The sequence below is a fragment of the Streptomyces sp. MBT53 genome, from assembly GCF_016654115.1.
Classification (GTDB): domain Bacteria; phylum Actinomycetota; class Actinomycetes; order Streptomycetales; family Streptomycetaceae; genus Streptomyces.
The window spans coordinates 39,691-52,557 of record NZ_JAEQAZ010000004.1 but is presented as its reverse complement, the minus strand read 5'-3'; the positions used below and the strand labels follow the sequence as shown (position 1 = coordinate 52,557).

The following is a 12,867-nucleotide window of genomic DNA, read 5'->3' as shown; positions in this document are numbered from 1 at the left end:
CGCCCATGACCACCACCCTCACCCGTCGGGCGCCGCGCACGACACCGCGCGGCCGGCCGGTCACGGCCCCCGCGCGCGCCCGCCACCGGAGCCTGCGGCGAACGGCTGTCGCCTGGCTGTTCCTCGCCCCGTTCCTCGCCGTGTTCCTGCTCTACACGGCGATCCCGACCGTGGCCGCGCTCGGCTTCAGCCTCACCGACCTGCACGGCGCGGACCTACGGCATCCGTTCGCGGTCAACTTCACCGGCCTGGAGAACTACCTCCGGCTGTTCCAGGACTCCACCTTCCGGCGCGACATCCTCAACACCGCCGTCTTCGTGGCCGTCGGCGTACCGCTCACCATGGGCGTCGGTTTCGCGCTGGCCCTCGCGCTGAACTCCGGCATCCGGCGTCTGCGCGGCCTCTTCCGTACGGTGTTCTTCGCACCGGTCGTCACCAACGTCGTGGCCGCCGCACTGATCTGGCAGTACGCCTTCACCCCGAGCGGCACCGTCAACAAGGTGCTCGGCGCGGTCGGTTTCGCCGGACCGAACTGGCTGGACGACCAGCACCTCGCCATGCCGGTGGTCATCCTGCTCGGCGTCTGGCGCAACTTCGGTACCGCGATGGTCCTCTTCCTCGCCGGACTCCAGTCGATCCCGCAGGACGTCTACGAGGCCGCCGCCCTCGACGGCGCAGGAAAATGGCGGCAGTTGAGGCACATCACCCTCCCGCTGCTGCTGCCCACCACCCTCATGGTGTCGGTGCTGCTCACCGTCTTCTATCTCCAGGTCTTCGACGAGCCCTATCTGCTCACCGACGGCGGCCCGCTCGGCTCCACCGAGTCCGTGGCGCTGTACACCTACCACCAGTTCGGGGTCGGCGAGTTCGGGGTGTCCTCGGCCGCCTCCTTCGTGACCCTGGTGCTGGTGGCCCTGGTGAGCATCGTCCAGTTCCGATTGCTGAGGCCCCGCGCATGACCGCCGTCGCCCGAAGTGCCGTACGAGCGCGGCCCGTTGCCCGGCCGCTGCTCTACGCCGCGCTCGTCCTGTGCGCGCTCCTCACGCTGCTCCCGTTCGTCTGGGGGATCGGCGGCTCGCTGCGCAGCCTCGACGAGATCCGCTCCGACCCCGGTGCCCTCGTCCCCCACCACTTCACGCTCGACAACTTCACCCGGCTGTTCAGGACCCAGGGCTTCGGCCGGTTCATGGTCAACAGCATCGTGGTCGCGGCCATGGTGGTGGTCGGCAACATCGTGGCCGCGTCGGCCGCCGGCTACGCGCTCGCGAAACTCGAATTCGCGGGCAGGCGGCTCGCGTTCGGCACGGTCATGGCCGCGATGATGGTGCCGTTCACCGCGGTGTTCGTCCCGCAGTTCGTCCTCACCGTCGACATGGGCCTGGCGGACACCCTCGCCGGCATCGCGCTGCCCAGCCTCGCGATGCCGATGTCGGTGTTCATCATGCGGCAGTACGCGTCGTCGATCCCGGACGAGTTGCTGGAGGCGGCCCGGATCGACGGGGCCGGTGAGTTCCGTATCTTCTTCCGGATCTTCCTCCCGCTGGCCGGTCCGGCGGTCGCGACGATCACGATCATGTCGTTCCTCAACTCGTGGAACTTCTTCATCTGGCCGCTCATCGTCGCCCAGAGCACGTCCAGTTACACGTTGCCGGTGGGCCTCGCGGCCACCAGCCAGGCGGCGGCGCACGTCACCGACTACGGCCTGATGCTCGCCGGTGCCGTCGTCGTCATGCTGCCGGTGCTCGTGCTCTTCCTGTGCCTGCAGCGGTACTTCGTGCAGGGCATCGCCGGAACGGGAATGAGGTGACCCCGCTGAAGTCCGCGACGAACGGGATGAACCAGAGCGCCGTCCGCCGTGTCAACACGTCAGTCGTTCTGCGGACGTTGGCGGTGTCGGCCGGGCCGATGACCCTGACCGAACTCGCCGAGCGGGCCGGACTCTCCCGCCGTACCAACGAGTTGATCCTGGACTCGCTCATCGAGGCGGGCTGGGTCACCGAACTCGACCGCGTGCCGACCAGCGGCTGCGCCGGCCGCCCCGCCCGACGATACGAACTCCGCGCCGAGCACGCCCTGTTGGCGGCCGTCCGCATCACCACCCTGGACGTGTCGGCGATGGTGGCCGACGTCCGCGGCCGTGTCCTCGGCCGGGCCCAGCGCCCCCTGCGCGCCTACCAGGATCCGCGGTCCACGCTCGACGACGCGGCGGCCCTCGTACGGGAGGCACTCGACGACGCGGGCGGCTCGCCGGACCGGTTGCGTGCCGGCGCGGTCGCGGCCGGTGGCGCGATCGACGACGAGGGTGTCGTACGACGACTGGTCCACACCACGCGCTGGGAGGGTGTGCGGCTGCCCGAGGAGCTGGGGCGGCGCGTCCGGGTGCCCTGGTTCGCCGACAACGACACCAACCTCGGTGCGCTGGCGGAGCGTTGGCGGGGAGTGGCCGCCGACCACGACAACGTCGTCTGGGCCGTCCTCGGCAACCGGACCGGCCTCGGCATCCTCATCCGGGGCGCCGTGCACCGAGGTCTGGACGGCGCCGCCGGTGAGATCATCGAGGCGCACTCGATACCGGTCGGCTCGGTCGAGAACCACCCCGTCGCCTGGCTCACCTCACCCGAGGCGGACCGGCGCCGTATCGCCCTGGAGCGCTTCGAGGCGGCCCGGGCCGGAGACGCGGAAGCACTCGCCGAGGTCGACGAGTTCGTCGAGAACATCACCTCGATCCTCACCACCCTGTCCTGGACGGTCGCGCCCTCGCTGATCGTGCTCGGCGGCGGTCTGGAGGAGGCGGCCGATGTACTGCTGCCCCGGGTGCGGGAGGCGATGCGCGTCGCCCGCACCCCCGCGATCGAGCTGCGCGCCACCTGCCTGGGCCGCGACGCCGCACTGATCGGCGCCGTGAAGATGGCGCTCGACCGGATGGACACCGAGCTGTTCGGCCCGCTCGTCCCCGGCGCGTAACTCCCCCCACACGTAACGACTTTGGAGTTCCCCTGTGACCGACATCCCGCACACCGACGTCCTCATCGTGGGCAGCGGCATCATGGGATCCGTGGTGGCCCGGCTGCTGCGGGACAGCGATCCGGGGCTGGGCATCACGATGGTCGACGGCGGCAGCGCGATCGGCAGGACACCCGGGCTGCATCTGCACGACGTCGACGACCCGGTCCTCTGGGCGCGCTACAACGAACAGGTCGTCAGCGGCATCCAGGGCATGTACACCGGCGCCGAGGTTGTGCGCGAGACAGCCGACAGCCTCACCGGCCTGACGCCCGGCATGTTCCACGCGCTGGCCTTCGGCGAGGACGCCGAGGCGATGCCCGCGACCGCGCTCGCCTGGAACGCGGGCGGCATGGGCGTCCACTGGACCGCCGCGACCCCGTGGCCCGCCGGCGACGAGGTGTTCGACTTCGGCGACCCGGCCGCATGGGCGGCGGACCTGGACACAGCGCGCCGACTCCTCGCCGTCACACCTTCCCCCATCGGCCCCACCGAGATCGGGCACCTGGTCCTCGACGTACTGCGAAGGCGCTACGACGACACCGCACCGGACGACCGGCGCCCGCAGCCCATGCCCATGGCCGTCACGGCGACGGCATCCGGCCCCATGCCACGCACCGCACCGGGGACGATCTTCCGGCCCGTCGCGTCCGGCGGCGACCCGGAGTTCACCCTGCTGACCGGCACCCTCGCCACCAGGTTGCTTGCATCGGCGGGCCGGGTCACCGGCGCCCGACTGCGCCGCGTCGCCGACGGCACGGAGACCGAACTCCACGCGGACACCGTCGTCGTGTGCGCCGACGCGCTGCGCACCCCGCAACTGCTGTTCGCCTCGGGCATCCGCCCCCCGGCCCTGGGCCGCCGTCTCAACGAGCACGCGTTCATCACCGCCCGGGTGCTGCTCGACCTGGACCGGTTCGGCCTCGCCCTCGACGACCTGCCCCTGCCGCGCACCGGCGAGTTCAGCACGGACTCCCTCTGGCTGCCGCAGAACGGGACGGCACAGCCCTTCCACGGGCAGATCATGAACCGGACGTACGTCGGCGAGGACGGCCGCCCGCTCGCACACGCCGTGGGCCTCACCCTGTACGCCCCCGTCGAGTCGCGCCCCGCGAACCGCCTCGTCTTCTCGGAGTCGGAGACCGACCTCGCCGGGCTGCCGCGCATCCGCGTCGAGTTCGAGTACTCCGACACCGACCGCGCGCTCATCGACCGGGCGTCCGCCGAAGTCCGGTCACTGGCCGAGGAGTTCGGCCCCTTCGACCCCGCCACCGAACTCGCGCTGCTCCCGCCCGGCTCCTCCCTGCATCTGACCGGCACGGTCCGGGCGGGCACCGCCGACGACGGCACCACCGTCTGCGACCCGGACGGCCGGGTGTGGGGCTACGACAACCTGTACCTCGCCGGCAACGGCGTCATCCCCACCCCGATGGCGGCCAACGTCACCCTCACCGGCGCGGTGACCGCCGTACGGGCCGCCCGAGCCGTCACCGCCCGAACCGCGCCGCTCGCCGCGCGCTGAAAGGAAGTTCGACCGTGATCGACGTCCCGAAGGAATACCGCGTGGCGCTGCCGGCCTGGATCGACGACGAGTTGGCCGACACGCCCGCCGTGATCCCCGACCGCGCCGACCGGATGCGGCTCGTGCACCGGCTCGCGGACCGTAACTGGCGGGAGGGCAACGGCGGTCCGTTCGCGGCCCTCGTCGCCGAGCGCGACACCGGCCGGATCGTCTCCGTCGGCGTCAACGTCGTGCTCGCCTCCGGCATCTCCAGCGCCCACGCGGAGGTCGTCGCGCTTGGGCTCGCCCAAACGGCCCTCGGCGGCTGGGACTTGGGCGCCGAGGGAGTAGCCGCGCACGAACTCGTCGTCAACTGGCGCCCCTGCGTGCAGTGTTACGGCGCCACGATGTGGTCCGGAGTGCGCTCTCTCGTGGTCGCGGGGGACGGGCCCGAGCTGGAGGAGATCACCACGTTCGACGAGGGCCCCCTCGGCGCCGACTGGGCCGAGCAGTTCGAGGCACGCGGGATCGACGTCGTAGGAGATGTGCTCCGTGACGAGGCGCTGACCGTATTCCGCAACTACCGCAAGGCCGTCGACGCGGCCGACGGGATCGTCGTCTACAACGCCCGCGGAGGCACCGAATGACCGACACGGCACCGCGTTTCGCCACCGACGTCATCACCTTCTACCACCCTGACTTCTGGGACCTCCCCTCCGCCGAAGCCGTGCGCGACTGGGCCCTGGCCCACCCCGAGCGGTTCTGGGCACGGGTGATGGACGCGTTGACGGCGGCCGGTGTCACGGGTGTCGAGCTGACCTTCGCGCCGGGCGACATCGAGTCGGCCCTGCGGGCCTTCGGCAGCGCACCCGCCTTCCGCCGCGAACTGGCGGCCCGGGGGCTGTCCGTCGTCAGCGCGTTCATCGCCGACAGCGACGCCCCCGGCTGGCGGGAGGGCGCCGATCTGCCCGCGATCGTCGCCGACGCCGAACGCCGCGCGGCTTTTCTCTCCGACGTGGGCGCGGGCCTCCTGATCGCCGGCCTGCCCATGCGGACGACATTCGGCACGCGACCGCCCTTCTTCGTCGACGCCGCGTACATGACCCGCATGGCCGACATCGCGCACGCGGTCGGTGAGGCCGTCTCGCGTCTCGGTGTGAAGCTCGCCTTCCACACGGAGTCCAACAGCACCCTCTGGTACGAGCGGGACATCGACCTGTTCATGGCCCTGACCGACCCGCGCTACGTCTGGCTCTGCCCGGACTCCTGTCACATCGCCCTCGGCGGCGGCGACCCGGTGGCGGTGGCCCGCCGCCACACTCCGCGCATCGCCCTCGCCCACTGGAAGGACGCGGTCAGGCCCATCGACGTCGAACTCACCATCGACGAAACGGTCTTCACCCAACAGCAGCCCTACATGGCCGAGTTGGGCTCGGGCATCGTCGACTGGCAGGGCTGGGCCGAGGTCATGTCCCGCACCCCGGGCGCCGGCACCGTACTCATCGAACTGGACGAGGCGCCCGACCCGGTGGCCGCCCTCAGAGCAGGAACGGCCGTGGCGAGCAAGGCAGTTCGCCCGTGATCGACTTCTCCGCCTGCATCGAGTTGATGTTCCTCGAAGACGAGCGGCCCCTGGACGACCGCGTACGCGCCGCGGCCGACTCCGGGTTCCGCGCGGTGGAGATCTGGGAGTGGTGGGACAAGGACCTGCCCCGCCTCGCCCGCGCACTGGAGGCGACCGGCACGCGTCTGATCACCCTGTGCGTCGAGTCGTGGCGGGACAAGTGCGACCTGGGCGACCCGTCGTCGCACGACGAGTTCCTCACCCGCGTACGGGCAGCCGCCGACGCCGCCCGACAGCTGAACACCCCCGGACTCGTCGTCCTCGCCGGGGACTTCGTCCCGGGAATCGAACCCGCCGCTCAACTCCGCAACACGGCCCAGGTGCTCGCACGGGCAGGAGAGGAAACCGGCGAGAGCGGCCTCGAACTCCTCGTGGAGGTCGTCAATCGCGCCTACGAGGAACCCCACGCCCTGATCTCCGACTCACGCACGGCGCTCTCCCTCCTGCGCGCGATCGACCTCCCCAACGTCCGCTTCCTCTACGACCGTTACCACGCGATCCTCAACGGCGAGCCCCTCGGAGCCGAGATCCAGGACGCCATACCGCTGATCGGCCACGTCCAGGCGGCCGACATCCCGGGCCGCCACGAGTTCGGCACCGGAACCATCGACTGGGCCACGGAACTCGCCTGGCTCCACAAGGCCGGTTACGACGGCTACGTAGGCATCGAGGCGACCCCACTCGGCGACAGCGGCCAGGTCTACGCCGCCGCCCGTGCCCTCCTTTGACGGCTACGCGTTCTTCTTCCCGGGCCGGAGTGCGGCGGTGTCGAGGAGGGCGTTCACGGCGTTCCTCGGAAGGGACATAGCGGGCACGGGCGGGGCATAAACGGATCGGCTTCATGCGCGTCACCAACAACGGAGCCATCGAGGACATCAAGGCGCTGCCCCCGGAGCAGGCCTACGACCTGAGCATGACCCCCCCCGCGCGCTCCAACCGCACACCGACAACCCGTACCGCATCCCCCGACCCGGCTATGTGCTCCTGCACTGCCCCGCCAATGACGCCGAGGGCGGCGAGTCCGGCATGACCGACGGATTCCACATCGCGGAGACGATCCGCCGCGAGCACCCCGAGCTGTTCCGGACGCTGACCTCGGTGCCTGTCAACTGGCGCTACGCGGACGAGCAGGCGGCAGGCCTGCCTCGACCAGGATGTCGTCGCCAGCCGTCAGAAGACCCTCTTGCGCGACCTCACCGGCACACCCTGGCGGCACAGCGGCCTGACTCTCCCGCAGATCCTCTTTGCGCAAGACGTTTCCGACGTGACAAGGATGACGTCCAGCGGCGACTGACGGCGCTCACCCTGGGTACTCACCGGCTCATGCGGATGAGTGTGGTGGACGTGGGGTCGAACACGGTTCGGCTCGTGGTGGCGGATGTCGGGGACGGTGTGCCGTTGCCCGTGCACACGGCCAAGTGGAAGTTGCGGCTCTCCGAGCGCGTCGGGCCGCACGGTGAGATCCCCGACGAGGCCGTGCGCCAGCTCGTGAAGGCGGTGTCGGCCGCCGAGGAGACCGCCCGGCACTGGGGCGCGGCAGGGCCCCTCGCCTTCGCGACGGCGGTCGTCCGCGGCGCGCCCAACCGGCTCGACGTGCTGCGCTCGGTGCATACGGAGACCGGGATACGGCTGTCCACGCTGCCGGGGGAGCTGGAGGGCGAGCTCACCTTTCTCGGCGCCCGGCGCTGGATGGGCTGGCGGGCCGGACCGCTCGCGCTGTTCGACATCGGGGGCGGATCCTTCGAGGTCGCGTTCGGGCGCGGCCGGCTGCCGGACTTCGTGGCGTCCCTCCCGCTCGGCGCGGGCCGGTTGACCCGGGACTTCCTGCCCGGTCAGGACCGGCCGCCGGAGCAGACGGTCAAGGCGATGCGGCGCGAGGTGCGGCACCAACTGCGGGACGTGGCCGCGCGGATCCGCTGGGAAGGGCCACGGACCACGGTGGTGACTTCACGCACCTTCCAGCAGCTGGCCCGACTCTGCGGTGCCGCGCCCGGTCGCCAAGGTCCCTTCGTGGAGAGGAGGTTGGTGCGCTCGGAGCTGCGCGTGGGCCTCGACCGGCTGGCCGCCCTCGCGGCGTCCGAACGGGCCCAGCTCCCCGGCGTCTCGGCACCGCGGGCCGCGCAGAGCCTGGCCGGAGCCGTGGTCGGGCACACGGTGATGAAGCTGACGGGCATCAAGACCGTCACCGTCTGCCCCTGGGGCATCCGCGAGGGAATCCTGCTGCGGTACATCGAGGACGGCGGTTCCTGGTGGACCGAGATGACCCGCCGCAGCGCCGACGCGGAACCGGCGGGAAGGGCCGCGCTGCGCATCGCACCGGGTCCGGAATCGGCGACCGTCGACCGCTGACGGTCCGAACTCCGTTCGCCCCCCGCCGTTCGGTTCGGATCCGTGCGACCCCGGCCCTCCGTACGGTTCGGCGACGAAGGAAGCGGTTCCGCGCCGTTTCCCGGCCGCCCGTCGTACCCTCAACAACGCTGGACGCGGGGCGGGTTGGACGGTCGTGGTCCCTGCCTCGCCCGGCGCGTACGGGACGTCCCTGCGTACCGGTATGCTCTCGACTGTTGTCTGATGGCAACTATGTTCGCGGGGGACGACGCGGTGGGGAGGGCAGGTCCATGGTGGTGCCACGGCCACGGGCCGACGACCTGCTGTCGGTGGCTGACGAAGGAGTCGGACCGGAAGCCTGGGTGGCCTGGGAGCCCTCCGTCCTGCTGGTCGAGGACGACGCGGGCGACGCGCTGCTGGTGGAGGAACTGGTCGCCGACAGCGCGCTGAAGATACGGCTGCGGTGGGTGCGTTCGATGGCCGAGGCCGCCGAGGCGCTCGCCGCCGACGTACCGGACTGCGTCCTGCTCGACCTGCACCTGCCTGACGCCCATGGGCTGGAGGCGCTCTCCCGGGTACGGGCGGGTGCCGAGCAGTCCGCTGTCGTGGTCCTCACCGGACTCGCCGAGGAGGAGACCGGACTCGCCGCCGTCGCCGCCGGGGCACAGGACTACCTGGTCAAGGGCCGGGTCGAACCGGGCCTGTTCGGACGCGCCGTGCGCTACGCGATCCAGCGCAAGCAGGCCGAGCGGGCGGCGGTCGCCCTCCAGGCCAGCCGGATGCAGGCCCAGGAGAACGCCCGCCTGGAACGCGGGCTGCTGCCCAGGCCCCTGCTGCGCGGCGAGGGCGTGGAGGCGGTGGCCCGCTACCGTCCCGGCCGCGCGCAGGCGCTGCTGGGCGGTGACTTCTACGACATCGTGCAGAGCGTCGACGGCACGGTCCACGCGGTGGTCGGTGACGTCTCCGGGCACGGTCCCGACGAGGCCGCCCTCGGCGTCGCGCTGCGGATCGCCTGGCGCACGCTGGTGCTCAGCGGTGTCACGGGCGCCGAACAGGTGGCCCGGCTGGAGGAACTCCTCGTCGCCGAGCGCGTCCGCGGCGAGGTCTTCGCCACCCTCGTCTGTCTCACCGCCGCACCCGGCGAGCGCACCGCACGCGTGGTGCGCGCCGGACACCACGGACTGCTGATGAGGGACGGCGGCGGTGTGGAGTGGGTGGAGGTGCCCGGCGGTCCGGCACTGGGCCTGGTTCCCGGCCTCGCGGACTGGCCGGTCGTGGAGCTCTCCGTACCGGCGGGCGCGGCCGTGGTCCTCTTCACCGACGGACTCTTCGAGGGGCACGTCGGCCGGGGCTCGGAGCGCCTGGGCGAAGACGGTCTGCTGGGACTGGCCCGCGAGCGGGCCGCGCTGGCCCCGGCGCCGTTCGTCGACGAACTGATCGCCCGCGCCGAGGCCCTGGCCGAGACCCGCGGCGGCCTGGCGGACGATGTGGCCGTGCTGCACCTGCACTGGACATGAGACAGCTGCCCCGGACGTGATTCACCGCGCCGGAAACGAGCAGGTGGGACAAGAGGCTGTCGCAACGAGACGAACGGTGAGGGACATGGCGGGCGGAACAGGGATCGGGCGCCGGCTGACGGTACAGGGATGGTTCTTCCTCACGCTGGCGCTCATGGTGCTGCTGGTGGTGATCGGCAGCGCGATCGGCGCGAACCTGCTGAGCCGTACGGCCGACGTGACCGACGATCTGCTCCAGCGCGTACAGCCCGCCCAGACCGAGGCGTACCGGCTGCAGGCCGCCCTGGTCAACCAGGAGACCGGCATCCGCGGCTACGCGATCGCCGCCGACCAGCAGTTCCTCGCCCCGTACACCAGCGGCAAGCAGGACGAGGCCCGCTCGGCGGCCAGACTGCGCGCACAACTCCGCGACCGGCCTGGACTGCTCGCCGATCTGCGGGCGGTGGAGCGCGGTGCGGTGGCCTGGCGGCAGGACTACGCCGAGCCCCTCGCCGCCGCCGTCACGCCCGGCCGGCCGGGCGCCGTCGACCAGGCCACCGTGGACAGCGGCAAGCACGGGTTCGACCATCTGCGCTCCCTCTGGGCGAAGCAGAACGTCGACCTCGCGAGAGCCGTGAAGGAGGGCCACGCCCACCTCGCCCATCAGCGGACGGTACGCAACGTCGTCCTGAGCGCCATGGTCGCCGTCTTCCTGCTCACCGGCGTCGCCCTCGCCGTCCTCGTACGACTGCTGGTGACCCGCCCCCTGGAGGCGCTGACCAAGGCCTCGGAACAGGTCGCGGCGGGCGACTTCGCGCACCGCATCCACGGGGACGGCCCGGCCGACCTCATCGCCGTGGCCGGAGCCGTCGAGGGCATGCGCAGACGGATCGTCGCCGAGCTCGACGCCTCCCGCGAGCAGGAGGAGGTACTCGGCCACCAGGCCGACGAGTTGGACGCCCAGGCCGTCGAACTGCGCCGGTCGAACACCGAGTTGGAGCAGTTCGCCTATGTCGCCTCGCACGATCTGCAGGAGCCGCTGCGCAAGGTCGCCTCGTTCTGCCAGCTGCTGGAGAAACGGTACGGGGACAAGCTGGACGAACGCGGGCTGCAGTACGTCGACTTCGCCGTCGACGGCGCCAAACGCATGCAGGTGCTCATCAACGACCTGCTCACCTTCTCCCGCGTCGGGCGCCTCGACGACATCCGGGAGAAGGCCGGCCTCGGCCAGGCGCTGGACAAGGCGCTGCGGAACCTGGCGGCGTCCGTCGAGGAGTCGGACGCGCGGATCGACCGGCCCGAGACCCTGCCCGACACCGTCGGAGACCCGACACTGCTGACCATGCTCTGGCAGAACCTCGTGGGCAACGCCCTCAAGTTCCGCCGGCCGGACCGGGCCCCGCAGGTGTCCGTCACCTGCGAACCCGACCCCGAGAACCCCGGCATGTGGCTCCTGTGCGTCACCGACAACGGCATCGGCATCCCCGAGGAGTTCACCGACAAGGTCTTCGTCATCTTCCAGCGGCTGCACAGCCGCGATGCCTACGGCGGCACCGGCATCGGACTCGCCCTGTGCAAGAAGATCGTCGAACACCACGGCGGCCGAATCTGGATCGACAGCACGGTCGGTGAGGGCACCCGCTTCTGCTTCACGCTACCTGCGGCAGAAGAGGCCGAGGACACCACCGAAGGCACCGAAGCCGTTGAACACCCTGAAGCTTCCGCAGCCACCGACGACGAGAAGGCCCTGACATGACCCTCCCCGACGCCACCCCGATCGACGTGCTCCTCGTCGAGGACGATCCGGGCGACGAACTGATGACCCGGGAAGCCTTCGAGGACAACAAGATCGGCAACACCCTCCATGTCGTCCGGGACGGTGAGGAGGCACTCGATTTCCTCTACAAGCGCGGCGCGCACACCGGCGCCCCGCAGCCGGACCTCATCCTGCTCGACCTCAATCTGCCGAAGTACGACGGCCGCCAGGTACTGGAGAAGATCAAGTCCGACCCGGAACTGGTGCACATCCCCGTCGTCGTCCTGACCACCTCGTCGGCCGAGGAGGACATCCTCCGCAGTTACAAGCTGCACGCCAACGCCTATGTCACCAAGCCGGTCGACCTGGACCAGTTCATCGCCGCGGTCCGCCAGATCGACGACTTCTTCGTGCAGGTGGTCCGCCTGCCCCATCGCTCGGTCTGACGCGCTACGGTCGTTCTCAGGGGGTGACGAACCGGACGGTGAGTTGGTGAGGGCCATGGTGCCGGAGGACGGCCGTGCGGACGACGTGACCGGGGTGTTCCTGCACCGGCTGCCGGAGGACACCTGGTGGTGGTCGGACGAGATGTTCCGGCTGCTCGGCCACGAACCCGACGCCGTCACACCCACCGCCGGGCTGCTGCGCGAGCGCGTCCACATCGAGGACCGGGCCCGGCTCGACAGCGCCCTGGAGCACGGCAGGACGACCGGACATCCCTTCAGCTGCTATCTCCGAGTGGTGGGCGCACAGGACGCGGAACGCAACGTCGTCCTGGTGGGCGACGGCCGTACCGGCGACGACGGCGACGTGGTGGTGCTGCGTGGCTTCGCGGTCGACGTGACGGCACCGGTACGGCAGGAGGCCCGCCGTGCCGCCGACTCCGACATCGACCGGGCCCGGGTCTCGCAGGTGGACGTCGACCTGGCACGCGGAGTACTCATGGCCCTGTACGGCATCGACGCGGACATCGCGATGCGGGTGCTGCGCCGACACTCCCAGTACGCCAACATGAAGCTCCGCACACTGGCCCAGTCCGTGCGCGAGGCCGCGCCCACCGCACCCGGCAGGCCTCAGCACGACCTGCACCAGCGGGTCTCGGCCGTGCTCTATCCCGACCGCGAGTGAGTTGCTTGGGTGCCGGAAACCCGGGTAGAGC

General features: G+C 70.9%; 12 protein-coding genes and 1 pseudogene. All 13 read left to right on the top strand.

Annotated features, from left to right (window positions below; genetic code table 11):
• The first annotated feature begins 5 nt into the window (after positions 1–5).
• The 13 genes and pseudogenes from JHN45_RS02760 to JHN45_RS02700 all read left to right on the top strand — a co-directional run bounded on the left by JHN45_RS02760 (position 6) and on the right by JHN45_RS02700 (position 12,836).
• Positions 6–959, top strand: a complete 954-nt coding sequence (locus tag JHN45_RS02760) for a carbohydrate ABC transporter permease (protein ID WP_200708448.1) — start codon at positions 6–8, stop codon at positions 957–959.
• Positions 956–1,807, top strand: coding sequence for a carbohydrate ABC transporter permease (locus tag JHN45_RS02755; protein WP_200708449.1), 852 nt, complete (start codon positions 956–958; stop codon positions 1,805–1,807). Before JHN45_RS02760 ends, JHN45_RS02755 begins: the two co-directional genes overlap by 4 nt.
• A gap of 26 nt (positions 1,808–1,833) precedes the next feature.
• Positions 1,834–2,964 carry an ROK family transcriptional regulator gene (locus JHN45_RS02750; protein WP_201047894.1) on the top strand — a complete coding sequence of 377 codons (1,131 nt, stop codon included), beginning with the start codon at positions 1,834–1,836 and terminating at the stop codon, positions 2,962–2,964.
• Between the two features lie 34 nt (positions 2,965–2,998).
• The gene (locus tag JHN45_RS02745; RefSeq protein ID WP_201047833.1) at positions 2,999–4,525 is read left to right on the top strand and encodes a GMC oxidoreductase; all 1,527 of its coding nucleotides are present in this window, start codon (positions 2,999–3,001) and stop codon (positions 4,523–4,525) included.
• A 14-nt stretch (positions 4,526–4,539) separates the two neighbouring features.
• Entirely contained in the window at positions 4,540–5,151 is a 612-nt protein-coding gene (locus JHN45_RS02740) for a nucleoside deaminase (RefSeq protein ID WP_201047832.1), read from the top strand.
• A complete protein-coding gene (locus JHN45_RS02735) occupies positions 5,148–6,086 on the top strand; it encodes a sugar phosphate isomerase/epimerase (RefSeq protein ID WP_201047831.1) in 939 nt (312 codons plus the stop codon). Before JHN45_RS02740 ends, JHN45_RS02735 begins: the two co-directional genes overlap by 4 nt.
• Positions 6,083–6,856 (top strand): TIM barrel protein, encoded by a 774-nt coding sequence (locus tag JHN45_RS02730; RefSeq protein ID WP_201047830.1) that lies wholly within the window; start codon positions 6,083–6,085, stop codon positions 6,854–6,856. The genes JHN45_RS02735 and JHN45_RS02730 overlap by 4 nt, the downstream gene beginning before the upstream one ends.
• 193 nt (positions 6,857–7,049) lie before the next feature.
• Positions 7,050–7,322 (top strand): annotated as a pseudogene (locus tag JHN45_RS54615) (TauD/TfdA family dioxygenase); the annotation flags it as partial.
• Positions 7,323–7,451: 129 nt separating this feature from the next.
• Positions 7,452–8,477, top strand: coding sequence for a Ppx/GppA family phosphatase (locus tag JHN45_RS02720; protein WP_201047829.1), 1,026 nt, complete (start codon positions 7,452–7,454; stop codon positions 8,475–8,477).
• A 269-nt stretch (positions 8,478–8,746) separates the two neighbouring features.
• Positions 8,747–9,973 (top strand): PP2C family protein-serine/threonine phosphatase, encoded by a 1,227-nt coding sequence (locus JHN45_RS02715; RefSeq protein ID WP_201047828.1) that lies wholly within the window; start codon positions 8,747–8,749, stop codon positions 9,971–9,973.
• An 85-nt stretch (positions 9,974–10,058) separates the two neighbouring features.
• Positions 10,059–11,708, top strand: coding sequence for an ATP-binding protein (locus JHN45_RS02710; protein ID WP_201047827.1), 1,650 nt, complete (start codon positions 10,059–10,061; stop codon positions 11,706–11,708).
• Positions 11,705–12,154, top strand: a complete 450-nt coding sequence (locus JHN45_RS02705; RefSeq protein ID WP_201047826.1) for a response regulator — start codon at positions 11,705–11,707, stop codon at positions 12,152–12,154. The genes JHN45_RS02710 and JHN45_RS02705 overlap by 4 nt, the downstream gene beginning before the upstream one ends.
• Before the next feature lie 55 nt (positions 12,155–12,209).
• Positions 12,210–12,836: a PAS and ANTAR domain-containing protein gene (locus JHN45_RS02700; RefSeq protein WP_236583246.1), complete on the top strand. Its 627-nt coding sequence runs from the start codon at positions 12,210–12,212 to the stop codon at positions 12,834–12,836.
• Positions 12,837–12,867: the final 31 nt, after the last annotated feature.